The sequence below is a fragment of the Saccharospirillum alexandrii genome, assembly GCF_043641555.1.
Lineage (GTDB): Bacteria > Pseudomonadota > Gammaproteobacteria > Pseudomonadales > Natronospirillaceae > Saccharospirillum > Saccharospirillum alexandrii_A.
Map to the genome: position 1 here is coordinate 555649 of NZ_JBHZRJ010000001.1, position 23957 is coordinate 579605.

The 23957-nt window shown below is 58.3% G+C and carries 23 protein-coding genes; 16 read left to right on the plus strand and 7 right to left on the minus strand.

Features of this window, described 5'->3' with window-relative positions; genetic code table 11:
* Positions 1-37: 37 nt before the first annotated feature.
* On the minus strand, positions 38-895 hold the full coding sequence (locus ACHUE7_RS02405) for a class I SAM-dependent methyltransferase (RefSeq protein WP_394168562.1): 858 nt from the start codon (positions 893-895) through the stop codon (positions 38-40).
* Between the two features lie 465 nt (positions 896-1360).
* Between ACHUE7_RS02405 and ACHUE7_RS02410 the strand changes: the two genes are divergently transcribed.
* From ACHUE7_RS02410 to ACHUE7_RS02460, 11 genes are all read left to right on the plus strand, one after another.
* On the plus strand, positions 1361-2683 hold the full coding sequence (locus tag ACHUE7_RS02410) for an ABC transporter substrate-binding protein (RefSeq protein WP_394168563.1): 1323 nt from the start codon (positions 1361-1363) through the stop codon (positions 2681-2683).
* A gap of 253 nt (positions 2684-2936) precedes the next feature.
* Positions 2937-3815, plus strand: a complete 879-nt coding sequence (locus ACHUE7_RS02415) for a carbohydrate ABC transporter permease (protein WP_394168564.1) — start codon at positions 2937-2939, stop codon at positions 3813-3815.
* Between the two features lie 9 nt (positions 3816-3824).
* Positions 3825-4655 carry a carbohydrate ABC transporter permease gene (locus ACHUE7_RS02420; RefSeq protein ID WP_394168565.1) on the plus strand — a complete coding sequence of 277 codons (831 nt, stop codon included), beginning with the start codon at positions 3825-3827 and terminating at the stop codon, positions 4653-4655.
* Between the two features lie 94 nt (positions 4656-4749).
* A complete protein-coding gene (locus tag ACHUE7_RS02425) occupies positions 4750-6240 on the plus strand; it encodes a mannitol dehydrogenase family protein (protein ID WP_394168566.1) in 1491 nt (496 codons plus the stop codon).
* A gap of 72 nt (positions 6241-6312) precedes the next feature.
* On the plus strand, positions 6313-7206 hold the full coding sequence (locus ACHUE7_RS02430; RefSeq protein WP_394168567.1) for a helix-turn-helix domain-containing protein: 894 nt from the start codon (positions 6313-6315) through the stop codon (positions 7204-7206).
* A 74-nt stretch (positions 7207-7280) separates the two neighbouring features.
* A complete protein-coding gene (locus tag ACHUE7_RS02435) occupies positions 7281-7988 on the plus strand; it encodes a Type 1 glutamine amidotransferase-like domain-containing protein (RefSeq protein WP_394168568.1) in 708 nt (235 codons plus the stop codon).
* 103 nt (positions 7989-8091) lie between these two features.
* The gene (locus tag ACHUE7_RS02440; protein ID WP_394168569.1) at positions 8092-8904 is read left to right on the plus strand and encodes a methylamine utilization protein; all 813 of its coding nucleotides are present in this window, start codon (positions 8092-8094) and stop codon (positions 8902-8904) included.
* Complete coding sequence (locus ACHUE7_RS02445; protein ID WP_394168570.1) at positions 8894-11239, plus strand: putative bifunctional diguanylate cyclase/phosphodiesterase; 2346 nt, start codon at positions 8894-8896, stop codon at positions 11237-11239. Before ACHUE7_RS02440 ends, ACHUE7_RS02445 begins: the two co-directional genes overlap by 11 nt.
* Positions 11232-12104, plus strand: coding sequence for a DUF3034 family protein (locus ACHUE7_RS02450; RefSeq protein ID WP_394168571.1), 873 nt, complete (start codon positions 11232-11234; stop codon positions 12102-12104). The genes ACHUE7_RS02445 and ACHUE7_RS02450 overlap by 8 nt, the downstream gene beginning before the upstream one ends.
* Before the next feature lie 14 nt (positions 12105-12118).
* Positions 12119-12595: a group I truncated hemoglobin gene (locus ACHUE7_RS02455; RefSeq protein ID WP_394168572.1), complete on the plus strand. Its 477-nt coding sequence runs from the start codon at positions 12119-12121 to the stop codon at positions 12593-12595.
* Positions 12596-12735: 140 nt separating this feature from the next.
* Positions 12736-14145: an HDOD domain-containing protein gene (locus ACHUE7_RS02460; RefSeq protein ID WP_394168573.1), complete on the plus strand. Its 1410-nt coding sequence runs from the start codon at positions 12736-12738 to the stop codon at positions 14143-14145.
* A 59-nt stretch (positions 14146-14204) separates the two neighbouring features.
* Here ACHUE7_RS02460 and ACHUE7_RS02465 read toward each other — a convergent pair whose 3' ends face one another.
* Positions 14205-14924, minus strand: coding sequence for a hypothetical protein (locus tag ACHUE7_RS02465; protein ID WP_394168574.1), 720 nt, complete (start codon positions 14922-14924; stop codon positions 14205-14207).
* Between the two features lie 151 nt (positions 14925-15075).
* Between ACHUE7_RS02465 and ACHUE7_RS02470 the strand changes: the two genes are divergently transcribed.
* The 4 genes from ACHUE7_RS02470 (at position 15076) to ACHUE7_RS02485 (ending at position 18138) form a co-directional block, all read left to right on the plus strand.
* Positions 15076-15624 carry a sigma-70 family RNA polymerase sigma factor gene (locus ACHUE7_RS02470; protein WP_394168575.1) on the plus strand — a complete coding sequence of 183 codons (549 nt, stop codon included), beginning with the start codon at positions 15076-15078 and terminating at the stop codon, positions 15622-15624.
* Entirely contained in the window at positions 15621-16343 is a 723-nt protein-coding gene (locus ACHUE7_RS02475; RefSeq protein ID WP_394168576.1) for an anti-sigma factor, read from the plus strand. Before ACHUE7_RS02470 ends, ACHUE7_RS02475 begins: the two co-directional genes overlap by 4 nt.
* Before the next feature lie 132 nt (positions 16344-16475).
* Positions 16476-16919 carry a hypothetical protein gene (locus ACHUE7_RS02480; protein ID WP_394168577.1) on the plus strand — a complete coding sequence of 148 codons (444 nt, stop codon included), beginning with the start codon at positions 16476-16478 and terminating at the stop codon, positions 16917-16919.
* A 115-nt stretch (positions 16920-17034) separates the two neighbouring features.
* Positions 17035-18138, plus strand: a complete 1104-nt coding sequence (locus ACHUE7_RS02485; protein ID WP_394168578.1) for an AI-2E family transporter — start codon at positions 17035-17037, stop codon at positions 18136-18138.
* On the opposite strand, the gene ACHUE7_RS02490 is transcribed toward ACHUE7_RS02485, so the two are convergent.
* The 5 genes from ACHUE7_RS02490 to ACHUE7_RS02510 form a co-directional block, all read right to left on the minus strand.
* Complete coding sequence (locus tag ACHUE7_RS02490; protein ID WP_394168579.1) at positions 18135-19010, minus strand: DMT family transporter; 876 nt, start codon at positions 19008-19010, stop codon at positions 18135-18137. The two genes, ACHUE7_RS02485 and ACHUE7_RS02490, sit on opposite strands and share 4 nt — an antisense overlap.
* Positions 19011-19083: 73 nt before the next feature.
* Entirely contained in the window at positions 19084-19779 is a 696-nt protein-coding gene (gene mtgA / locus ACHUE7_RS02495) for a monofunctional biosynthetic peptidoglycan transglycosylase (protein ID WP_394168580.1), read from the minus strand.
* Between the two features lie 172 nt (positions 19780-19951).
* Positions 19952-21217 carry an inorganic phosphate transporter gene (locus ACHUE7_RS02500; protein ID WP_348474807.1) on the minus strand — a complete coding sequence of 422 codons (1266 nt, stop codon included), beginning with the start codon at positions 21215-21217 and terminating at the stop codon, positions 19952-19954.
* A 55-nt stretch (positions 21218-21272) separates the two neighbouring features.
* A complete protein-coding gene (locus ACHUE7_RS02505) occupies positions 21273-21953 on the minus strand; it encodes a TIGR00153 family protein (RefSeq protein WP_127556869.1) in 681 nt (226 codons plus the stop codon).
* 206 nt (positions 21954-22159) lie between these two features.
* A complete protein-coding gene (locus ACHUE7_RS02510) occupies positions 22160-22579 on the minus strand; it encodes an acyl-CoA thioesterase (RefSeq protein ID WP_394168581.1) in 420 nt (139 codons plus the stop codon).
* A 300-nt stretch (positions 22580-22879) separates the two neighbouring features.
* Between ACHUE7_RS02510 and ACHUE7_RS02515 the strand changes: the two genes are divergently transcribed.
* Positions 22880-23923, plus strand: a complete 1044-nt coding sequence (locus ACHUE7_RS02515) for a substrate-binding domain-containing protein (RefSeq protein ID WP_394168582.1) — start codon at positions 22880-22882, stop codon at positions 23921-23923.
* Positions 23924-23957 lie beyond the last annotated feature (34 nt).

Below are 23957 nucleotides of genomic sequence, written 5' to 3' on the forward strand. Positions count from 1 at the left end.
CTCACACCCCGCTCCCGCTGAGCCTGTCGGCGAGGTTTCAGCCCGGTTTTCTTAAGACAATGCGCCGGTAGGTTTTGTATCGCTCAAACACCGCCTGGCTGCGATGGCCGCTGAGGTACTTGAACTTCAGCTTGGCCAGTTTCTTGCGAAATAACCACTTGACCGACTTCAAAATGAAACCGTGACGTTCACCCAGGTACTGATCGAGCGTGCCCATTGCTGGCCCGATGCGTTCGCGCAACAGCAGGTCGAGCAGATGAATGTTCGGGCTGGTGTTGGCCGTGATGTCGCTGTTTTCCAGCACTTCCCAATTCGAGGCTTCCAGGTCTTTCACGAATTTGGTGTAAGGGTGACCGCCGCCGAAACTCTTGTCGCCGGGTTGCCCATCACCGGTGTGGTCGGTTTTGAAAAAGTCACAGATGACAACGTGGCCGCCGGGTTTGAGCAGGCTGTTCGCGGCGGCCAGTGCCTTCTGGTAAGGAATGTACTGAAAACTCTCGCTGAACAGAACCGTATCGTACTGGCCCGTCAGCGTATCGACCGGCACATCCTGCAGGGTGCAACCCCAGACGGTGCTCTTGAGATGACCGGCGGCGACTTTCTCGCGAACCCGGGCTTCCAGGTGCGGCGCGGGAATCACGCCATCGACCTGATGACCGCGCTCACTCAGCGCTACCAGCACCTGGCCGGTGCCACACCCCACATCGATGATCCGCTGCGGTCCAGGGCCATGGGCTTCAATGGTTTCTATTATCTGTTCGGTATAGCGCAACTGCGCCTGCTTCATGTAGAGCACGGAGATCTCGGGAATGGTGTCGTCCCAGAACCCATAGTGTAAATCTTCCATCCCTGTTAATTGCTGGCTGAAAACCAGCCCAAATTCTTTGGAGTCCATGGCGTTGCCGTTTGTTATTAGAGTCGGGTTACCTTATCACGGTCTCTGGGAGCGGTGAATCAGTGCTGGTAAAAGGTTACTAATTCAGGTTTCTGAAGTTGCACAATGTGAGCGTCGGTTGCCGGTGGTGCCTCTGCGGGGTAGTCCGCAACATGGACTAAAACGCCGGGAGCGTTTTAGCAAGAGCGCAGCGAGCCCGAAGGGTGAATCCCATGGAGGGGATTCATATCATGCGGTCTAGGCTCCATGGATGGATCCACGCCGAACCAGCAGAGGCACCACCGGTAGCCGACGCGGGCCATAGCCAATAAGCGAACTTGGGTGCCCGGTTACAAGAGGTCAAAAAAGTACAGAAACTTTCTGTTGGAGTATTGGTGAGTTGTTCGCCTTACTCGTTTAATGGTGTTGTCCGTAACGGGATTCCCGAAATCGCAGACATACAAAAACAACGATAGGTGAATGACAATGAACGCTTCCCCAACGACCTGGCTGCGCCTGAGTGCGCTCGCCATTGGTGTTTCCTGCACCACCGCCGCACTGGCAGAAACCATTACCATTGGCACCGTAAACAACGGTGACATGATCCGTATGCAAGCCCTGTCTTCCGAGTTTGAAGCCGCCAACCCGGGCATTGAACTGGATTGGGTCATACTGGAAGAAAACGTCCTGCGTCAGCGTCTGACCACAGACATCGCCGCCAACAGCGGCCAGTTCGATGTAATGACCATCGGCATGTATGAAACCCCCATCTGGGGAGCCAACGGCTGGCTTGAGCCTATGGACAACCTGCCCGCAAGCTACGACGAAGACGACCTGTTCCCGTCGGTAAAAGCCGGCCTGTCAGCTGATGGCCAGCTTTACGCCTTGCCGTTCTACGGCGAAAGCTCGATGACCTATTATCGCACCGACCTGTTTGAAGACGCAGGCCTGAGCATGCCAGCGGCACCCACCTGGGATCAGGTGCGTGAATTTGCGGTTGCCTTGCACGACCCATCGAACGAACAGTACGGCATCTGCTTGCGCGGTAAAGCTGGCTGGGGTGAGAACATGGCGCTGGTAAGCACCATGGTCAACGCTTTTGGTGGCAGCTGGTTCGATATGGACTGGAACGCCCAGCTGGAAACCGACGAATGGAAGAGCGCCGTTAATTTCTACGTCGACCTGCTTGGCAATTATGGTCCTCCGGGTGCCAGCAGCAACGGTTTCAATGAAAACCTGGCGCTGTTCAACACCGGCAAGTGCGGTATGTGGATCGATGCCACCGTCGCCGGTAGCTTCGTTACCGACGACAGCCAATCTAACGTAGCCGATTCAGTAGGCTTCGCCGCCGCACCAAGCCAGGTAACCGAGAAAGGCAGTGGCTGGTTGTGGGCCTGGGCCCTGGCCATACCGGTCAGCTCAGACCAGAAAGACGCCGCTCAGAAGTTTGTCACCTGGGCCACCTCGAAAGAGTACTCAGCACTGGTAGCGGACCGTCACGGCATTGCCGCCATTCCCCCTGGTACGCGTGTTTCCACCTACGAAAATCAGGAATACCTGGACGCTGCGGAATTCGCCAGCATGACGCTGACGCAAATGCGCAAAGCCAACCCGGATGATTCAACCCTGGAACCGTCGCCTTACACTGGCGTTCAGTTTGTGGCCATCCCGGGTTTCAGCGGCTTTGGCACCACGGTAGGGCAGCAGATCTCCGGTGCCCTGGCGGGCAGTTCAACGGTTGATCGCGCATTGGCCAATGCCAATACCGTTGTGAACCGTGAAATGCGCCGCGCTGGATATCAAGACTGAACCGGCAGTAGCGACTAAATTGCCGGTATTCGAATTGTTGTCCAGAGCGAGCAGCGGATGCCGGTGACGCCTCTGCAGGGAAGTCCGCAACATGGATGTTGCGGCCTAGGCCCCATGGAAGGGTTCACGCCGACCCTGCAGAGGCGTTACCGGTAGCCGCTGCGGACCAAAGCCAACTAAGTGAACTCCGGCTCTTGATTGATGAGTGCCGCCCGAAAAGGCGGCCAGGCCTTAACGTGGACGTACCCTAGTCATGTCTCAGCTTTCTAGAAATGCCCGAGCGGCACGCTTTCTGGTTGCACCCTCGGTACTGCTCTTGCTGGCATGGATGACTGTGCCACTGGCAATGACGCTCTATTACTCGACGGTCAATTTCAATTTAACGATCCCGGGTTTGCGCAACTTCGTCGGTTTCGAAAACTACATCTTCTTCTTTACCGACCCCAGTTTCTTCGCCGGCATGTCCAATACCCTGGTGCTGGTGGGTTCTACCCTGTTGATTACCGTCGTGCTTGGCACACTCATCGCGGTGCTGATCGACAACCCCTTTCCGGGCCGAAGCCTGGTGCGAATTTTACTAATTTCACCGTTTTTCATTATGCCAACGGTGAATGCCCTGATCTGGAAAAACCTGCTGATGAACCCGGTCAGCGGCTTCTTTGCCTTTTTGTCAAAAACGTTTGGCATGACTCCGATCGACTGGTTCACCGACGTGCCCATGTTGGCGATCATTCTGATCGTTTCCTGGCAATGGCTGCCCTTTGCGATTCTGATTCTGATGACGGCGATGCAATCGCTCGATCAGGAACAGCTTGAAGCCGCACGTATGGACGGTGCTGGCCCCGTGGCTATTTTCCGGCACATCACACTGCCGCACCTGGCACGACCGCTGGCGGTGGTGGTGATGATCGAAACCATTTTCCTGTTATCCATATTCGCCGAAATTTTTACGACCACCGGCGGTGGCCCTGGCACCCAGACCACCAACCTGGCGTATCTGATTTATTCCCAGGCACTGCTTCAGTACGACGTTGGCATGGCCTCGGCAGGCGGCATTGTCGCCGTGGTACTGGCCAATATCGTGGCGATTTTTCTGATTCGCATTGTCGGCAAATCGCTGGCCGGGGAATAGGAGTTCGAGATGAAATTACATACTGAAAAAGTGGTTAAACTAACGGTGGTAACCATCGTCTCCTGGTTGGTTGCGGCGCTGATCTTCTTCCCAATTTTCTGGATGATACTGACCAGCTTCAAAACCGAATTGAACGCCTTTTCCTCGCCGCCCAGTCTGTTTTTCTGGCCAACGCTGGAGAATTACTTGGTGGTGTTTGAGCGCAGCGATTATCTGCGTTATGCCTTCAACTCGGTGGTCATAAGTGTTGTCTCGTCCATTCTGGCGATGGTCATCGGTATTCCGGCGGCCTATTCCATGGCGTTCTTCCCCACCAAACGAACCCAGGGCGTCTTGCTGTGGATGCTGTCGACCAAGATGCTGCCGCCGGTGGGTGTGCTGGTGCCGATCTATCTGCTGGCACGGGATACCTCGTTGCTCGATACCCGCACCGGTCTGGTCATTATTTACACCCTGATCAACCTGCCCATCGTTATCTGGATGATTTACACCTACTTCAAGGATGTGCCCAAAGACATTCTCGAAGCTTGCCGGATGGACGGCGCCAGCCTGTGGCAGGAGATTCGCCATGTGCTGATTCCGATCACCATGGGTGGCCTGTCATCCACCTTTTTATTGTCGCTGATTCTGAGCTGGAACGAGGCGTTCTGGTCATTGAACCTGACCGCGTCGCAAGCCGCGCCGCTTACTGCTCTGATCGCCTCCTACTCCAGCCCTGAAGGGTTGTTTTGGGCCAAGTTGTCAGCGGCTTCAACCCTGGCGGTTGCGCCCATTCTGGTGTTCGGCTGGATCAGTCAGAAACAACTTGTTCGTGGTTTGACCTTTGGTGCTGTTAAGTAGTGTGGGTCCTCGTTAACGGAGCCTTCGGGCTCCGTCTTTTTCCAGATCAGTTGCAACCCGTCGGTTCACCGGCGGGTGATTAAGGAGTTTTTTCGTGTCGCAATCGAATGTCCTGGCTATCGCGGATTTGACGGCAGAGACTTGCCCGCCAGCGCTTCACTGGCCCGCTTTTAATCGTTCTGATGTGGTGCCCGGTATCGCCCATATTGGTGTTGGTGGTTTTCACCGTGCGCACCAGGCGCTCTACCTGGATGACTACATGACGCGTACGGGCGAGTTGAACTGGGGCATCTGCGGCATTGGCATTCGCCCGGCCGATAAAGGCTTTCTGGATACCCTGGCCCGTCAGCACGGGCTGTATACGCTGACAGAGAAAGATGATGACGTCATTCGCGACCGGGTGATCGGCTCGCTGACCGACGTATTGTTTGCACCGGACGATCCGCAGCGGGTTGTAGACACTCTGGCGCAGCCAGCCATCCGCATCATCAGCACCACCATCACCGAAGGCGGATATTTGTACGACTTCGAACAGCAGCGGTTCTTTCACGATCACCCCGATGTTCAACACGATCTGAGCAACCGGGATCAGCCGAAAACCATTTACGGTTACTTGTGGCAGGCGCTCGAAGCACGCTCGAAACGGGGCGCTGACGGTGCAGTAACACTGCTGTCGTGCGATAACGTGCCGCACAATGGCGATGTGTTTCGCAAAGCATTGCTCAGCTTTCTTGAACAGGCTGACGCAACGCTCTGCGACTGGGTCAGGGCGCAGGTGTCGTTTCCGAACTCGATGGTCGATCGCATTACGCCGGCGCCCGGCGTGGCTGACCAGCAGGCCGTGCTTGAGCGCCATGGCGTTGTCGACCCCTGTGCTGTGGGCGCCGAAACCTTTATTCAGTGGGTGATTGAAGATGACTTCAAAGCCGGTCGCCCGGCCCTGGAACAGGTTGGTGTGCAGTTCACGGCCGACGTATCGCCTTATGAAACGGCCAAATTGCGGCTGTTGAATGGCAGCCATCTGATGATGGGGTTTATTGGGTATCTGGCGGGCTACACCCGGGTGGACCATGCCATCAAAGACCCGGCCATCCTGCAGCTGGTTAACGATTATATGACGCTGGATGCAGCCCCAACCCTGACCCCAATCGCCGACATGCCGCTGGATGACTATCAGCTCCAATTGATCGAGCGGTTTGGTAACTCGAAAATTGCCGACCAGCAACAGCGTATCTGTTCCGATGGCTATTCCAAGCTGAAGAATTATCTGATGCCGGTGCTCGGGGATGTCATGACAACCGGTGGTGACACCCGTCGTCTCAGTTTGCTGTTTGCCAGCTTTTTGAAGTATCTGGACGGCGTTAACGATGCAGGCGAACCGATGCCGATCATCGAATTCAATCTCAGTGAGGCGCAACGCGAGGCCAGCTCGGCAGATCGTCTGTCGTTGCTGAAAGTGGATGCCCTGTTCGGCGAGCGCCCCGACGATAACCGCACCCGCTTTCTGGAAGATGTAGCCAGCCACCTGGCAGGCATTCGTGCCCGAGGTGCTTACGTCTACTTACAGCGGATGATGCAGGGGTAGCGCAGTTACCGCACAGCAGGGTGGCTATTTTGGGGTTGGAGGGTATCCTGTGCAGGCGACTGGAGGAACTGTATGAGTGCAATCAAACCGGAATACGAAGCCGTTTATGAAGCTCAAAATAGCTTTCGGTATCTGGCGCACGGTGCCGACAGTTCTCTGGTGCGCTGGCATTACCACAACGAATACGAACTGCACCTCATTCTGACCACCCACGGCAATGCCTTCATTGGCGATTACGTCGGCCCTTTTACGCCCGGTTCGGTGTTTTTGTGCGGGCCCTACCTGCCGCATAACTGGGTCTCGCTGGGTGACTTTCAAACCGGTATTCGCGACCGGGTGATCAACTTCTCCGATGAGCGTATTCAATCGCTGATTCAGATTCTGCCGGAAATGAAGTCGCTGCAAACCATGCTGGCCGACTCGCGCTACGGCATCGAATTCTCCAAGGAAGCCAGCGCCCGGGTGATGGATGAATTTGCCACCATCGCTGGCCTTAAAGGCCCGGCCCGGGTGCTGTCTTTCCTGAACATCATGTCGGAACTGGCGCAGTCGCAGGATTATTGGCCGCTGTCGAGCCGCTCGTTCGAGGAAGAGTCGGACTCGTTGATGGAGGGTCGGGTCAATACCGTGGTCAACTACATCATCCACAATTGCACCCGGGAACTGAGCCTCGAAGAAGTGGCCGGTGTGCTCGGCCTGGCGCCGACCTTCTTTTCACGCTGGTTCAAAAAGGCCACCGGATACCGCTACATCGACTTTCTGACCCGCTTGCGCATCAGCCGCGCTTGCGAGCATCTGGAAGTGACCGATCGCCCCATCACCGAAATATGCTTCGACGCCGGCTTTGCCAACGTGGCCAACTTCAACCGGCACTTCCTCAAAATAAAGGGTATGACACCCCGACAGTACCGGGAGTCGATCGAGATTCGCGGGCGAACCATGAAAAAGGTGGTCTTACAGCGTTAGTCTTGATCCGGCACCCACTTAGTGGGTATAAAGGGCGTCAGCGGGGAAGAAAACCCCTACCGAACCACCCGGATGTGAAGGATCATAACGCCATGCCGATCATCGCCATTGGCGGCGGTGAACTGAAGGATCAGGAAACCCTCTTGCTCGATCAGTTCATCGTCAAGCAAACCCAGAAAGCCCAGCCCCGCGCTCTGTTTATACCCACCGCCAGCGGCGATGCACCGGGCTACATTGAAGCCTTCGATCAAATTTACGGGCTCTTGCTCGGGTGCGACACCCGGGCACTGTGCCTGAGCCGGGCGCCTTCTCCGTCGGCCATTGCCGACCTGGTTGGCTGGGCCGATCTGATTTATGTGGGCGGCGGGGATACCCGTTCCATGATGGACCAGTGGCGGGCGCACGGGCTTGACCGCCTGCTGATCGAAGCCGAGACCAGCGGCAAGGTGCTGTGTGGCCTCAGTGCGGGCGCGATATGCTGGTTCGACGTCGGGTTCAGTGATTCCAATCGCTTCGACTCGCGCGGCGACTGGGCCTATACCCGGGTCGAGGGGCTGGGGCTGTTGCCCGGCATGCTCTGCCCACATCTCGACAGCGAGCAACGCGCCTTGCCATTGATGCAGGATTTACTGGCCAACCCGGTGCAGACGCTGGCGCTGACAGACGGTGCCGCCGTCGTGGTCAGTGACGGGCAACTGTCGATACTGGAGGGGAAGGACCGCGCCGCGGTCTATCGCATCACGCCCGCTACCGAGGGGCTGAACTGGAGCCAGCTTCGCTGACAGTCGCGAACCCGGCCACAGGCTGGCCATCACTGTAAAAAAACACCGGAAACCCGCTGTTTGAGTCGCCAAACCGTGACCGGGTCGACTATAGTGAAAGGCCATGGTAATTAAATGGCTGTGCATCATGCAGTGTGTTTCCCAATTGCGACGTTGGTGCCACCGGCAACTCCGGTTCCTCACGCAAAATCCGTTTGAAGCGTTGCGTTGCGTTCGTCGCGCTCGTGGTTCGGGCAGGCGGCCAACAGCCAGCCTGGCGTTGCTGGCCCTCATTCTGGGCGCGGCGGCTTCCGCTGCTGCCACCACCTTACCTCCGCTGCAGTTAGTTGATCAGGCCGGGCAACCCGTGAGCGACGCTGTGGCACGCATTGAGCAGTCACAAACCTCCGCTGCCCAGGAAGGCCCGGCGGTCGCGGTGATGGATCAGGTTGAACTGAGCTTCAGCCCCAAGGTCATTGCCATCAGCACCGGAACCCGGGTGCAGTTTCCCAACAGCGATGAGACCCGCCACCATGTCTATTCATTTTCGCCCGCTAAAACCTTCGAGCTGCGGCTGTTTCGCGGTAACGAAGCGCCACCGGTCGAGTTTGACCAGGCCGGCCTGGTGGTCATCGGTTGCAACATTCACGATGCCATGGTCGGCTATATCTATGTTACCAATGGCCAGGTGTATGGCGTGACCGATGCCGACGGTGGCCTGATGCTGCCCACCTTCACAGCGCCCGAGTCAGCTGAACTGCTCATCTGGCACCCAGATATGGACGACCCGCTGGCAGTGCCGCTGGCCGGGCTTGATACGTCCGGAGACCTTCTGCGAATTGAGCTGCCCATGACCCAGAGCCAGCCAGAGCCTGCATCAGGTGCGGCCGGCGGGTTGCGCAACCGACTGCAACAATACAAGTCCAATGACGATTAGCTTTCGAACCCGGTTGCTGCTGATTTTTACCGCCGTACTGGCTGTCACCCTCACCGCGACTACGTTGTCTGCTTTGCGGGCAACGGATGCCAATACCCGGGCGAACGCGACGCGTGAGCTGGCGGTGGCCGAGCGCGTGTTTCAGACCCTGCTCGATGAAAACAGCCGCGAACTGACCGACAGAACCACCTTGCTGGCGGAGGATTTCGGCTTCCGTGAGGCCATTGCCACTAACGAAGAAGACACCATCATCAGCGTGCTGGCCAACCACGGTGATCGCATTGGTGCCGATCTGATCATGCTGATGTCGCCGCAGGGCGAAGTGTTGATCAGCACCCACGACATTGGCGCCGACCTTGGCCGGGTGCGTGCGGGCCTTGGCAATCAGGCATCGGCGTTTTCACTGTTAACCCTGAGCGAGCATCAGCCCTATCAGATGGTGATGGTGCCGGTGGATGCGCCCCAGCGGGTCGCCTGGGTGGGCATGGGGTTCCTGCTGGACAACGATCTGCTGAGCCGGTTTCGCGACATTACCAGCGCCAATGTCACCCTCATTTACCGCGAACGGGAAACGGGCAGCAACTCGGACATACAAACGCTGAGCACTTTGCCTACTCAGCCTCTGGCTAATGTTGACTTGCTCGGCCCTTACGATGAGGTACTCAGTGAGGCATCCCGGGAGTTGCGTGAACAGGGCCTGCTAAGTCGCTACACAACCCTGCTCGATCAACCGCCCGTGCACCTGGGTGCCTTGCTGACGGTGTCGCTGGCCGACGCGGTAGCGGCCAATACCCGGCTGCGTACTCAAATGCTGCTAATCGCCCTGGCGGCGCTGGTGGCCGCTGCCGTTGTCACTCTGTTCATAGCCCGTGGTATTACCCGGCCGATTGACACCCTGGTGGCCGCCGCCAGACGCATTGCCAGCGGTGACTACCAGCACAGCGTGTCACTGAAAAACACCAATGAGTTCGGCGTGCTTGGGCAAACCCTCAACACCATGCAGAACGATATCCAGCAACGTGAGCGGCATATTTTTTACCAGGCCCGGCACGACCTGAAAACAGGCCTGCCCAATCTGGAACAAATGGCGCAGCGCTTTGCCGAGTTGACGCCGGACGATCAGCACCCGCTGGTGGTTGTGCTGGTGCGCCTGGAGAACGTCAGTGCGCTCAGCGATGTCTATGGCCTCGCCTTTACCGACGAGATCGTGCGACTGGCCGCCGAGCGTCTGGTGCACCGTTTGAGGCCCGGCGACATTGTGGGCCGGGTAGGCGCCAATGAGTTTCTGGTGTTGGCCGATGCGCAGCTTGCCGGGGAGTGTGATCAGGCATTGGCGGGGTATCTGGCGGTGTTTGACCAGGCCATTGAACACCAGGACATCGATGTGTTGCTCGATGTTCGCATGGGCCAGGTGATGTGCCCCGAACAGGCCAGCAATTTTGAAGATGCCTTGCGTCGTGCCAACATCGCCGTCGGTGATGCCAGAGTGCATGGCCAGGCGCTAGAGCGGTATCAAATCGGGCGCGATGAGTCACACCTGCGGCAATTAACTGTCACCAATCGGTTGCAGCACGCCATCGAACACGGGGGTTTCGAGCTTCTGTTTCAACCGCAATACGACCTGCGCAACCGCCGCATTCATTCAGCCGAGGCGCTGTTACGCTGGCACGACGATCAGTTGGGCCGAATGTTTCCGGATGAGTTCATTCCGCTGGCGGAGCAGTCGGGTGATATCACCCAGATTACTGAATGGGTTGTCACCGAGGCCATTGCCCGCATGACCGCCTGGCGAGAAGAGGGGTATGACCTTGGCGTCAGTATAAACCTTTCGGCCCGGGATATTCTCAACAGCCACTTTATCGACCGGGTGATCGAGCGAACCGCGCACGCGGGCTTTGAGCGCAAACACCTGATGCTGGAAATTACCGAAAGTGCCATGGTGACCGATACAGAGCTGGCTCTGGCTCACCTGAAACGCCTCTATGATGCGGGTTTTGACCTGGCGATGGACGACTTCGGCACTGGCTATTCGTCGCTGGCGCAACTGAAAACCATGCCGATACACGAACTCAAGATCGACAAGTCCTTTGTGTTGAAGCTCGATGAAGATCAGGATGACCAGAACATCGTGCGCTCTACCATTGAGATGGCACATCACCTGGGGCTGACCGTTATTGCCGAAGGCGTCGAAAACCAGGCCGCACTCAAATTGCTGGAACAGATGGGGTGCGATGCCATTCAGGGCTATTACCTGAGCAAGCCGATGGCGATTGCCGATCTGAAAGCCTGGCTGGCCGCCTTTAATGAAACCACTCTGGAGTCTAGTTATGGTTAACCGGTACCTGAATCGGGCTTTGCTGGCCGGTGCAGTGCTGTCGCTGCTGGCACTGGCTCCGGCCTGGGCTGGCAGTAAAATACTGGCCACCTCAGCCGCCACTCAGATTGAAGGGGCCGCCGGCGGTGGTCTGGTGCCCTGGGCCGTGATTGGCGGCTATGGCAGCGACGGTGAGTGGGCTGGTGCCGCCAGCCTGACCCGCGTTGGCCTGCCGGACTTTCAGCTGGGTACGGCAGCGGTGCACGCCGGAATTAACAACCGCTTTGAGTTCAGCTTCGCGCAGCAGACGCTGCAGGTGGATAACCTGGCGTCGGTGCTTGGCAGCCCTCTCGATGGCGTAATTGAGCAGCATGTTTACGGCGCCAAGGCCCGCCTGTGGGGTGATTTGATTTATGAGCCCTGGCCGCAAATCAGCCTGGGTGCCCAGCACAAGGTGAATCTGAACCCGGCCGCCGGTACCGTGCTCGGCGCTAACAGTGACAGCGGAACCGACTGGTACCTGTCAGCCAGTAAGTTGTACCTGCATGCTCTGTTCGAACGGAATGTTCTGTTGAACGGCACCTTTCGCTATACCGATGCCAATGAGACCGGGTTTCTCGGGTTCGGAGATGGGGCGGGCGCCGATCCACACATTATGGCCGAAGCCAGCGCAGGCCTTTTTCTGAATGCGAACTGGGCGTTGGGCGTTGAATATCGTCAAAAGCCAGACCGGCTGGACCTGGGCGAATCGGACTGGCGCGATGCCTTTGTCGCCTGGTTTCCCAACAAGCAGGTAACGGTGGTCGGAGCCTATACCGACCTCGGCAAGGTCGCCCTCTGGGATGACCAGACGGGCTGGTATCTGTCGGTTCAAATCAATAACTGAAGGTGACTGAATTCATGCGACTGATTACCTCCATCGTTCTGGTGGCCCTGGTGGCCCTGGTGGCCCTGGTGGCGGCCTGTAGCACTGCGCCCACCCAGCCGACCCTGTATGAGCGCCTGGGTGAGCAGGATGGCATTACCACCATTGTCGATAATCTGTTGTACGAAATTGGTGGTAACGATACGTTGCTGCCGTTTTTTGCCAAGACCGACATCGGCCGGTTTCGGGAAAAACTGATCGAACAGCTGTGCCAGGTCAGCGACGGCCCCTGTGAGTACACCGGCGACAGCATGGCGCAGGTGCATGCGGGTATGGGCTTGGATGACCGTCATTTCAACGCCCTGGTAACCGACCTGGTGGTGGCCATGGACGAAGCCGGTGTGGCGACCGGCGCGCAGAACGATCTGCTGTCGCGGCTGGTGCCGATGTATGACGAAGTCATGAACCCGGACGCTTATCTGGAGTCCGGTACCACACCGGAAGCGCCATAATCCGGCTATACTGATGATTCAAGACTGTGTTCCCGGGTCGTTGGAACCACCAACCCCGGGGCCGGGCAGGGATACCCGCTTAACGTTTGCTGCCACTGGCAGGCAGACACCCAGCCATATCCACTGCAACAGGGCCCGCCATGACTGACGTACGAGGCCTTAAAGCCTGGCTGAAAGTGATCGCCAAGCTCGACTTGCCATCACTAAACTCGGTGGTGAAGGCCATCTGTGAACTCAGCGATGACGACGACAGCAGCGCCGATGAATTCACCCAGATCGTGCTGCGCGACGCCGACCTCACCTCGCAGGTGCTCAAAGTCGCCAATTCGGTGCATTACAACCGCAGCTTCAGCCCGATCAAGACCGTCTCCCGCGCCATTGTTCAGATCGGTTATCTGGATCTGAAGAACATTGCCCTGGCCACAACGCTGATCGATGGCTTTCTCGACGGCAAGCCCCGGGACCGGCTGATCAATAACCTGGCCCGCTCTTTCCATGCCGCCGTGCAAGCGCGCGCCATCGCGCAGCAGTTGAACAGCGACGATCATGAAGAAGTCTTTATTGCGGCCCTGTTGCTGCGCCTCGGTGATTTGGCCCTGCTGGCCACGGGTCGGCCCGAAGTTGAAACCTTTATGGCCGCACGCGACCAGAGCCCGGGCGAGGCACACAGCCTGGCGCTGGAGCATCTGGGTGTTGGTGTCAAAACCCTGAACCGGGCGCTGATTCAGGAATGGGGGCTGGGCGATCTGGTGCTGAAAGCCAGTGATGACACCCACAGTACCGACCCCTGGGTGCGCTCGGTTCAGTTTGGCGATGAAATCAGCCAGACCATTCATCTGGGCATCGACCATCCTGAGATGCGCAAGGTCATTCAGCGCATCAGCCAGTTTCAGGGACGCAGCAGTACCGATGTTCGCGAGCATATTCTGCTGATGGCAGAAGAGGCTTCTTCGGTGGCGGCAACCTACGGGGCCGAGCGGCTGTTGCAGGCGTTGCCACAGCGGGATGCCATAGAGGGCGACGCCACCGAGGTAAAAGCGACCGACCACGATATGCAGCGCTTTCTGAACCGCATCAGCCGCTGCATTATGGATGTCGAACCCTTGCCACGCCTGCTGCAACTGGCGGTTCATGCCTTGCACCGCGGTGCCGGTTTTGGGCGGGTGGCTCTGTGGTTGAATTCCGCGCGGGATCACCGGCTCGAACCGGTCATCGTTGCCGGCGACGATGTCGCCCGCTGGCGCGATGTGCTGAAGCTCGATCTGAGCACCCTGCAGCAGGATGAATCACTGACTTTGTTCCTGAAAGCGCCGGAACCCCGGTGGTACCGCCGCAAAACACCCACCGACGGCGTCATGCGGCGGTTGCTTGGTCCTGTCGACGGGATGATGGTGCCGGTGCAATCCCCGGAACGGCTGGTGGGGGTGATCTACGCGGATAACGATGGTGCGTCACTTACCGAACGCCAGTTCGAGGAATTGCAGCTGGTGGCGAACCAGATCAATCTGTATTTGCAGTTTAATATGCCTGCACAACCAAAAAGCGGCTGACGAGTCAGCCGCTTTTATCCGATATACCCGGTTAAAACACCGCCCATGCGTTGCGCCGGTTAAAGCGTCGGTGTCCGGTCACTTTGCAGGGCATCGAGCACCGGGCTGGCTTCAATGCTGGTCAGGCCATTGGCATCGGTGATGTTCTCAAACGCCAGTTGCTGCTGCACGGCGGTGGTCACCGAATCGGCTTCTTCTGCTGAGTCGATCGCCGGGTTCCCCGGTGTCAGCCGTTCATCCTGAATGGCATTGAACGATTGCTGGAGTTGATCGATCTGTGACGATTCCGCTTCCGAGAAGCGTTCCAGTGCAGAGATGGTGCCATTCAACGTGGACAGCGTGTCGCCCCGGTCACGCACGAAAAAGCTGCTATCGGGCAGCGGGCCCAAATCCTCAATGCCCTGACCAAAGGGGTCGCTCAGCGCCCGTTCACGCAGCGCTTGCAAGGCTTCTGCAGCCTGGGCGCTCAGCTGCTCCCGGCCTTCTGTAAGCTCGGTGCTGCCGCCTTCAGCGATCTGATCGCGTTCGCTGCGCAGCTGGTCGACCACTTCGCCCCGGCTTTGCTGGGAAATGGCCAGACTCGAGGCTTCCTGAACCAGAGAGCGCTCGGCACTGGTGCGTCGGTCGATACGGGTATCGACCTGAACATCGGGAGCAGGTGTCTGGCGCTCCTGGGGTGAGGGTTCCTGCCGGGCAGGCGTCGGCCCCTGGGGCGCACGTGGCTCCGGCCGATTGATCGAACCCAGGGTGGCATTGCTACCCGTTATGTCCGTCAACATCTGCTAACCTCCCAAGCGATTGTTGAATGTCTTATGGAAAGTTTAGGGGTGTTTGGTTATTTTTCAACCAGCCTTCTGCATCCGAATGCGGTTTAGCAGAGTATTTACCCTAACTCTACACTTTATCAATTAGCAACGGTGACCCTCTGCAATGACCGAGTCCGATTCCCTAAGGCTACTGATGCGAACGGCTGAAGGCGACGCCCTGGCCTTTCGCCAACTCTACGACCAAACCTCCGGCAAGCTGTTTGCCGTCAGTCTGGGCATGATGAAACGCCGCGATCTGGCTGAAGACGCCGTTCAGGATGCATTTGTCCGGATCTGGCATAACGCCGGTGAGTACCGGGCCGAAAAAGGTGTGGTGCTGACCTGGATGATCAGCATTGTGCGTTACCGGTGCCTGGATCTGCTGCGGTCTGCAAAAGCGCGACGCGAGCACCTGACCGATGGCGATATGGACCTGGCCGATGAGCCGGAAGACCATGCCACCCCGGAAGGCGCCTTGCATGCCGGTCGTGACCGGGTACGGATTGACGAGTGTCTGGATGAACTGGAAGACCAGCAACGCCATGCCATTCAACTGGCCTACTTTCGCGGCATGACCCACCAGGAAGTCTGCGGTCAGTTGGACTTGCCGCTGGGGTCGGTAAAAAGCTGGATTCGGCGTGGCCTGCAACAACTGAAACGGTGCCTGGAATGACCCAACAACTGTCCGACAGACGGCTCGATACACTGGCCGCGGAATACGTACTCGGAACACTCGATGCTGAAACCCGGGTCAAACTGCAACGCCTGATGATGACCAGCGACCGGGCCCGCCAAGCGGTCTGGCGCTGGGAGCGGGAGCTGAATGCACTGGGTGCCAGCCTGAACGATGTTCAGCCAGGCCCGGTCGTCTGGCAGCGGATTGAGGCAAGGCTGGGCCTGGCTGGTCAGGCCACGGCCAACTCAGCCAGGGCGGAGCCGCGACCCTCCCGGGTCGGTTCAAGCCGAGGCTGGAATCCGTTCCAGCACTGGGTCTGGCCCGCTATTGCGGCAGCACTGGTACTGGTCATGGTGAGCTGGAATACCTGGCAGGTACCGCAACCGGCCCCGACGCAGGTCGCCGTTATTCAGGACGCCAGCGCCCGGGCGCTCTGGTCGGTTAGCCTGACTGAACAGGATCTGGTGGTTACCAGCACCCGCGAGGTAACGCCCAGCACCGATCGCGACTACCAACTCTGGCTGGTGGCGGCCGACGGTCGAGCCCCTGTCTCTCTGGGCCTTATGCCGGAAACGGGGCAGCGCCAGCTAGCGCGCAGTGCGCTGTTTGATACGGCTACTGTTGACGTGCTGGCGGTCAGCCGGGAGCCGGAAGGTGGCTCGCCCACCGGCCAGCCGACGGAGGTGCTGTACTCAGCGCAACTGGTCAGGCAATGAAACAAGGGGGCGTTTCAGGGCCGGTGAATTGTTCTTTACCGGCCCCTTTAAAATACAGGTTTCGGCATAATCACTGAACAATGCCATACTCATGGCGAACAGGGCCTACATATTGCCCCCGGGAGCGCCATTATGCCGATACTCAGAGACGACCATACCGCTGCGCTGGCAGGTATTCATGCCCAGGGCGGCGAGCTGCTGGAGCGAATTCAGGATGTGCTCGACCAAAGCACCCTCTCGGCTCCGATTGAACGTTTGTTAAGAACCACCGCGGTGCGCCGCGAAACCCTGCTGCTGGATGTCGAAATGCTCGAGCGCGAGCGTGGCGACCTGCCCAAGGCTGCCAACACCGAACGTGCGCTGCTTGAGGCCATTGCGGACTGGGTGCATACCCAACTGACCGACGAGAGCAGCCTGATCCGCCGCCTGACCGAAGCAGAGACCCAGTGGCGTCAGGTTATTCTGGAGGCACTGGAGCAAGACTGGACCGATCAGGAACAGGATGTTCTGCAGGCGCTGGTTGAGCACAGCGACGAATTCATCGACGAACTGGCGGTACTGCAAACGACGCTTTAGCCGGGTTGCTAGGCCCAGCTGTGACCCGTTGGGCATTTTGACGCCCCGGTGTTAGGTTTTAGCGCCACTTAGGGTAAGCTGGCCGACCTTGGGTTAAGGGATTAGGGATTGGAACATGAAGCAGTCGATGGAAACGCGCTCGTTTCTGGTGTTTTTACTGATCGTTACGGTGCTGTTCGGGCTGGTGCTCGAACCGTTTTGGGGGGCCATTTTCTGGGCCGCTGCCGTCTCCGTTATTTTCTATCCGTTGCAACGCCGTCTGGTGCACCGGTTTAACGGGCGTCGCAATCTGGCCGCTATGACCACTTTATTGTCCTGCATGCTGATTGTGGTGATACCGGTGCTGCTGGTGCTGTCGCAAGTGGTGCGCGAGGCCATAGGGCTCTATCAGGCGATTGAAGAGGGCGATATGTCGCCGGGCGGCTATCTGGACCAGATCCGGACGGCCTTTCCGATCATTCCGCAGACCCTCGAAACACTGGGCATCGATACCAACAATCTGCGCGAGCAGATCTCCGATTTCAGCGTGGCTGCGAGCCGCTACCTGGCGCAGGAAACCCTGACCTTTGGCCAGAGCACCATCAGCTTTGTACTGCACCTGGGCATGATGCTCTACCTCACGTTCTTCCTGCTGCGCGATGGCGATACCCTGATCGATCTGATGGTCAAAGCTCTGCCCCTGGGCGATGAGCGCGAACGCCGCCTGTTCGATAAGTTCGCCGAAGTCACTCGGGCGACAGTCAAGGGCAACCTGGTTGTGGCCATGGTGCAGGGTGCGCTGGGGGGCTTCATCTTCTGGGTGCTGGGCATTCCCGCCGCTATACTCTGGGGGGTGATGATGATGGTACTGTCGCTGATTCCCGCCGTCGGCGCAGCCCTGGTGTGGGGGCCGGCGGCCATCTACCTGTTTGCTGTGGGCGATGTTGTGGCGGGCATTGTGCTGGTGCTTTATGGCGTCATCATCATTGGCCTGGCCGATAACATTCTGCGCCCCATTCTGGTCGGACGGGACACCAAGCTGCCGGATTACCTGGTGTTGTTCTCGACCCTGGGCGGTATTGCGCTGATGGGCATCAATGGCTTTGTCATCGGGCCGCTGATCGCCGCCGTCTTCCTGACCTTCTGGGATATTTTCATGGAAGAATTCAATACCGATGTGAACCGGCCAGTGCCAGACAATGAGACCGCAGAGGCTGGCACCGCCGAACAGGGCCGCTAACGCGGTGGGCGGGCTGGCTGCTTTGCCCGGCCCGTCAGGAACACTCCAATGCCGCCCAGTAACAGCCCGGTGGCGATCAGTAACTGCGTGGTCAGAGGTTCCAGTACGATGACGGCGCCACCCACCGCCGCCAGAATCGGCACACTCAACTGCAGCACGCTGGCCTGGATGCCACTGAGTGCAGGCAGCACGCTGTACCAGAGCGCATAACCGATACCGGAGGCCAGAGCACCCGAGGCAACGGCCAGCCAAAAGCCGTGCGATGAAATCAGAATCGAATCGGTAAAGGGCAGATACAACAGCAGGGCGAACGGCGCCGCCCGCACGAAGTTACCGGCCGTATCGGCCAGCGGCTGGCTTGAGCCTCGTCCGTTCAGGGTGTAGAACCCCCAAGCAATGCCACTGATGACCATCAGCATAAACCCGAGCCGGGTTGGAGCCGTCAGCCCCGGAACGATCAGGTACAGAAAGCCGCCCACTGCCATCCACAGCCCCAGCCACTCCAACCCGGTCAGGCGTTCACCCCGTAGCAGGCTTGTGATGATCATCGTCAGTTGCACCGTGCCAAACAGCAGCAAGGCGCCAGTGGCCGTATCGAGTTGCACGTAGGCGAAACTGAAACTCGCCGCGTACAGCCAGAGAAACCCCGCCCCCCGCCAGGAACCGGCGAGCACCAGAGCCGACAGACGCTCCTGGCGATGCCGCAATGCGAGAATGACCACCAGCGTCAGCGCTCCGGACACCAGCCGCACGGCGGTAAACGACGCTGCATCAATACTCAGGGTGCCCAGCGCCAGCCTGCACAACACCGAATTGGCGGCGAATGCGAGCAGTGCGAGCAAGGTCAGAGAGGCGTGGCGGGGTGGCAGCATGGCGGAACCGTATCAGAACTGTGGGGCGCCTACTGTACGGGTTTTTACGCCAAAGCTCATGCCTTGAAACCAACTAACGAATCACGCCTTCCAGGTAGCTGTGACCGCCCAGATAGGACATGGCCGTGCGAATCGTCCGGCTGCGCTGCGACACATAGGCCGATGGCTGGCCGACGTTCAGGCGCTTGGGGTTGGGCAGCACAGCCGCGAGCAGAGAGGCTTCGTAGGGCGTTAGCTGCGCCGGTGTCTTGTTGAAAAAATGCTCGCTGGCGTCGGTCACCCCATAAATGCCCGGCCCAAACTCAACGACATTCAGGTAGATCTCGAGCAGACGGCCCTTGCTCCACAGCAGTTCCATCCACAACGTCAGCCAGGCTTCGATGCCTTTGCGCACTAAGCTGCGACCGGTCCAGAGATAGAGGTTTTTGGCCAGTTGCTGGCTGATGGTGCTGCCGCCGCGCAACCGGTCACGGTCTTCATTCAGGGCCTTGCGAATGGCCGCGACGTCAATGCCGAAATGGTCGGGGAAGCGCTGGTCTTCAGAGGCAACGACGGCCAGGGGCAGATGCGGGGAAATGTCTTCCAGTGGGGTCCACCGGGTTAGCCAGGGCGACCGGTCGCCCGAATCTTGCAGAATGTACGCCGTGGTAGGTGGGTTAAACACGGCCAGCGGCAAGGTCAGGCCAACACTCAACAGGCACAGGGCGCCTGTCAGCCAGAGGAAACCGCGCAACCAGCGCCTGGGAGTGAAGTTGAAACGCACACGCATCCACGATGATCAGAGAAAAATAAGTGGCCAGTTTACCCCAAAAGCAAGCCTTGCAACTGTCATGAAAGAGTATGCTGCCATTGCCTGTCGCGTACACGGAAAGTGCGGTTGCCATCTGAAGGGCTGGCGAGGAAGAGACAACCGCCCGGTAGGGCGGTTGCGGGAAAGCGGCTTAGCCGAAAATGCCCTTGAACATAAAGAAGAAAATGATCGCCAGGAAGGCACCGGCGGGCAGTGTGACGATCCAGCTGGCGAAGATGGTGCCCACGACTCTGAGGTTCAGTGCTGAGATGCCGCGTGCCATGCCCACGCCGAGCACGGCGCCCACCAGGGTGTGGGTAGTGGAAATCGGCAGACCGGTGCCCGAGGCCAGCACGACCGTGGTAGCGGCCGCCAGTTCGGCGGCGAACCCCCGGCTCGGGGTCAGTTCGGTGATCTTCCGGCCGATGGTGCCCATCACCTTGTAACCAAAGGTGGCCAGACCGACCACAATACCGCCGCCACCAAGCAGCAGCACCCAGGCGGGCATGGCCGATTCAGCCAGAATATTGCCCTGATTGGCCACCACATTGATGATGGCCGCCAGCGGTCCAACCGCGTTGGCCACATCGTTGGAGCCGTGGGCAAACGCCATGGCGCAGGCAGTGAAGATCATTAGAATAGCGAACACTTTTTCGACCGAGGCAAAGCGAAAATGACGGTCTGCCTCTTCGTCGATTGTCACACGTTTGAGTAAGGCGACCCCGAGCAACATCACGGCGAAACTGACGGCGAGGCTGATCAGTACGCTTTCCCCAAACGAGAGGCCAACGCCGACGTGTTTCAGGCCTTTGGTGAACGTCACCATGGTGATCATGAAAGCGGTCAGAAACATATAGCCGGGCACGTAGCGTTTGGCATTGCCAAAGGGGTCGTCGGTGTTGAGGATGAGCTTGTGAACGCTGCGGAAAATAAAGAAGGCCAGGGTTCCGGCCAATACCGGTGACACCACCCAACTCATCACAATGGACGTGACCTTGCCCCATTGCACGTACTCAACGCCGATGCCGACGGCCGCAAAGCCAACAATGGCGCCGACGATGGTATGAGTGGTGGAGACCGGCCAACCCATCATCGAGGCGATGACCAGCCAGATGGCCGCCGCCAGCAGAGACGACATCATCCCGTAGACCAGCAATTCCGGCGAGCCGGCCATCACATTGGCGTCGATGATGCCTTTTCGGATGGTACCGGTGACCTCGCCACCGGCCAGGTAAGCGCCGGCGAATTCGAACACCATGGCGATAATAATCGCCTGTTTAACGGTCAGGGCACGAGAGCCGACGGATGTACCCATGGCGTTGGCAACATCGTTGGCGCCAACGCCCCAGGCCATGAAAAAACCAAACAGGCAGGCAAGCAGGACGAACCATTGGCCGTATTCTGCAATGACGGTCATGGGGTATTCCTCTTATCGGTGAGCATGGGGTGACACAAGCCGATTGGGGCGCGTATCAGCGAGCTAACAGAATTTGCAAACGAGAGCCGACGCGTTGTGCCACGTCTGCCAGGTCACCGATCAGCTCGATTACCCGGTACAGGAACATCACGTCGATGGGGGGGTAGTCCTTTTCCACGGCACGCAGGGCGCGGCGTACGCGGATTTCCAGTTCATCGGCCCGGTGCTCCTGATCGTCCAGATCGTTGAGCAGGCCACTCACCAGTTTGATTTCGCGGCTGCTGAAGCCGGTTTCAAACAGTTCGTCCAGTTCGGCCAGGGCATCAGCCGCTTTCTGGCTGGTGTTGATCGATGATTCCAGATACTCGCGCATCAGCGGCTGTATGGGGTTCGGGATGGTCATTTCCCGGCCCAGCATCACCCCGGCAATGTCCTTGGCGCGGTTGGCGAGTTTGTCCTGGTGGGTCAGCAGTTCGAGCAGGTCAGAGCGGGGGACCGGCATGAACAGGCTGTTGGGCAGGTGCATGCGGATGTCTTTTTTCATCCGGTCCGCTTCGCCTTCGAGTTTGGCGATGTCCTGACGGATGGCTTCGGCCGCCTGGTAGTCACCAGTAGCGGCCACATCATAAAAGTCGATCAGTCGAACCACACAGGCGTGCGCCTTCTGCATGTGCTCCTGCATGGGCTTGACCGGGGAACGGCCAAAGAGGGCCATCAATGGGCTATCAGCCGCCATGTCGCTTTCCTCTGTTGCATCGTCGAATGAAGTGGGGGCGCATTATAGAGACCCGGCGCAGTAATAAAAACGTCACATGCGGGCTAATTCACATTTTTTTGACCAGCGGGTGTTTTGGCGTGGCGACGAGGTGGCAGGGCCGGGGGTTGCATGGAGAGTGATTACTTACCCGGCAGGCCGCCGGGCAGGTTTGAACGACGCGTCGGTCAGTTAAGTGGTTCGCCCTCGCTGGGCTGGGGCAGAGCCCGGATGCGTCGCTTGTCGTCGATGGCGACGTAAACGAACTCCGATTCCGTGACCTTTTGCCGTTCTTCGTCTTCGGGCATCCGGCACCAGACTTCAACGCCGATGCGAATTGAACTGCGGCCCATGCCCAGAATGCGGGTATAGCAGCAGATGACCGAGCCAACCCGGACCGGCCGCACAAATGACATCTCGCCAATGGCCATGGTGGTGGTACGGCCATGCGCCAGCCGGCTGGCGGCGATGCTGGCGGCCATGTCCATATGGGTGACCAGCCAGCCACCGGAGATATCGCCATTGGTGTTGGTGTCTTTGGGCTGGGCGACGACCCGCAATTGCAGTTCGCCGCGGGGCGTCGGGTCTTTTTCATCCAGTTTTTTCATGGGGTCCCTAGCGTCGTTCTGGCCTGGAAAGTCAGGCCGGGCGGGGCTGTCCGGCCGGTAGCGGCAATACATCACTGGTTTGGAGTATACGGGAAAAGCACCGCTTTTGACTATGCTGGTGGGCCGCTGATCGGTCCGTATGCGATATTTATGACAGTTGTAACAATACTGTCATATCAAAGACATATCCTTGTCATATCCGAGCTCTAGCATGCCTCTCGAGCTTCGAGGTTGTGACCCAGTTGCCAATTCGCAGTTGGGCAGGCCGAGAAAAACCAAAGACTGACTGGAGGTTTACCAGTGAACAAGAAAATGATTGGCGCCCTGGCACTTGCCGCCGCCGCTACCAGCTTCGCAACGGTATCGGCCGAAGGCCGTAGCCAGATTAGCATTGTAGGGTCTTCTACTGTGTTCCCATTCGCGTCGGTGGTTGCCGAGCGTTTCGGTCAGACTACTTCATTCCCAACGCCGACCATTGAATCTACCGGTTCAGGCGGCGGTTTGAGCCTGTTTTGCCAGGGCGTTGGCGAAAGCACGCCAGACATTACCAACGCTTCTCGTCGCATCAAGCAATCCGAAATCGACCTGTGTGCCAGCAACGGTGTGGAAGACGTCGTTGAAGTATTGATCGGCTACGACGGCATTGCCATCGCGAACAGCGTTGAGGGTGCTGAGCTTGAACTGAGCAAGGGCCAGTTGTTCCTGGCACTGGCTCAAACCGTGCCGAGCCCGAACGGTTCCGGTCTGGTAACCAACCCATACGAAACCTGGAGCGACATCGATAGCAGCCTGCCGAACATCGCCATTCGCGTCTTTGGTCCGCCGCCATCATCTGGTACCCGTGATGCGTTCGTTGAGCTGGTCATGGAAGAAGGTTGCATGGAATTTGACGCGATAGCGTCTTTGGAAGACACGGATGAAGACAAGATGGAAGAAGTCTGCGCTACCATGCGTGAAGACGGTGCTTTCGTTGAAGCCGGTGAAAACGACAGCCTGATCGTGTCGCGTCTGGAGAACGACCCGAACGCACTGGGCATCTTCGGTTACTCGTTCCTGGATCAGAACTCAGACAAGGTCAAATCAGTCTCGGTTGAAGGCGTTCAAGCCACGTTTGATACCATCGCTGACGGCTCTTACTCAGTGTCCCGCCCGTTGTTCTTCTACGTTAAGAAGGCACACGTGGGTGTGATTCCGGGTATCGAAGAGTACCTGGCTGAATTCACCAGCCGCCGGTCCATTGGCGCCAACGGTTACCTGATCGACCGTGGTCTGATTCCGCTGTCCAATACCGAATTCGCTCGCATGAAAGACAACGCAGAGAACCTGCGCGACGTCTCACTGTAAGCGATAGTCGTAAGGGGCCGGACAAGCGTCGGGC

What these genes read in the sequence shown, in the direction of transcription:
- ACHUE7_RS02405 (WP_394168562.1), bottom strand. Translation starts at nt 895, where the DNA reads ATGGACTCCAAAGAATTTGGGCTGGTTTTCAGCCAGCAATTAACAGGG.
- ACHUE7_RS02410 (WP_394168563.1), top strand. Translation starts at nt 1,361, where the DNA reads ATGAACGCTTCCCCAACGACCTGGCTGCGCCTGAGTGCGCTCGCCATT.
- ACHUE7_RS02415 (WP_394168564.1), top strand. Translation starts at nt 2,937, where the DNA reads ATGTCTCAGCTTTCTAGAAATGCCCGAGCGGCACGCTTTCTGGTTGCA.
- ACHUE7_RS02420 (WP_394168565.1), top strand. Translation starts at nt 3,825, where the DNA reads ATGAAATTACATACTGAAAAAGTGGTTAAACTAACGGTGGTAACCATC.
- ACHUE7_RS02430 (WP_394168567.1), top strand. Translation starts at nt 6,313, where the DNA reads ATGAGTGCAATCAAACCGGAATACGAAGCCGTTTATGAAGCTCAAAAT.
- ACHUE7_RS02440 (WP_394168569.1), top strand. Translation starts at nt 8,092, where the DNA reads ATGGTAATTAAATGGCTGTGCATCATGCAGTGTGTTTCCCAATTGCGA.
- ACHUE7_RS02445 (WP_394168570.1), top strand. Translation starts at nt 8,894, where the DNA reads ATGACGATTAGCTTTCGAACCCGGTTGCTGCTGATTTTTACCGCCGTA.
- ACHUE7_RS02450 (WP_394168571.1), top strand. Translation starts at nt 11,232, where the DNA reads ATGGTTAACCGGTACCTGAATCGGGCTTTGCTGGCCGGTGCAGTGCTG.
- ACHUE7_RS02455 (WP_394168572.1), top strand. Translation starts at nt 12,119, where the DNA reads ATGCGACTGATTACCTCCATCGTTCTGGTGGCCCTGGTGGCCCTGGTG.
- ACHUE7_RS02460 (WP_394168573.1), top strand. Translation starts at nt 12,736, where the DNA reads ATGACTGACGTACGAGGCCTTAAAGCCTGGCTGAAAGTGATCGCCAAG.
- ACHUE7_RS02465 (WP_394168574.1), bottom strand. Translation starts at nt 14,924, where the DNA reads ATGTTGACGGACATAACGGGTAGCAATGCCACCCTGGGTTCGATCAAT.
- ACHUE7_RS02470 (WP_394168575.1), top strand. Translation starts at nt 15,076, where the DNA reads ATGACCGAGTCCGATTCCCTAAGGCTACTGATGCGAACGGCTGAAGGC.
- ACHUE7_RS02475 (WP_394168576.1), top strand. Translation starts at nt 15,621, where the DNA reads ATGACCCAACAACTGTCCGACAGACGGCTCGATACACTGGCCGCGGAA.
- ACHUE7_RS02480 (WP_394168577.1), top strand. Translation starts at nt 16,476, where the DNA reads ATGCCGATACTCAGAGACGACCATACCGCTGCGCTGGCAGGTATTCAT.
- ACHUE7_RS02485 (WP_394168578.1), top strand. Translation starts at nt 17,035, where the DNA reads ATGAAGCAGTCGATGGAAACGCGCTCGTTTCTGGTGTTTTTACTGATC.
- ACHUE7_RS02490 (WP_394168579.1), bottom strand. Translation starts at nt 19,010, where the DNA reads ATGCTGCCACCCCGCCACGCCTCTCTGACCTTGCTCGCACTGCTCGCA.
- mtgA (WP_394168580.1), bottom strand. Translation starts at nt 19,779, where the DNA reads ATGCGTGTGCGTTTCAACTTCACTCCCAGGCGCTGGTTGCGCGGTTTC.
- ACHUE7_RS02500 (WP_348474807.1), bottom strand. Translation starts at nt 21,217, where the DNA reads ATGACCGTCATTGCAGAATACGGCCAATGGTTCGTCCTGCTTGCCTGC.
- ACHUE7_RS02505 (WP_127556869.1), bottom strand. Translation starts at nt 21,953, where the DNA reads ATGGCGGCTGATAGCCCATTGATGGCCCTCTTTGGCCGTTCCCCGGTC.
- ACHUE7_RS02510 (WP_394168581.1), bottom strand. Translation starts at nt 22,579, where the DNA reads ATGAAAAAACTGGATGAAAAAGACCCGACGCCCCGCGGCGAACTGCAA.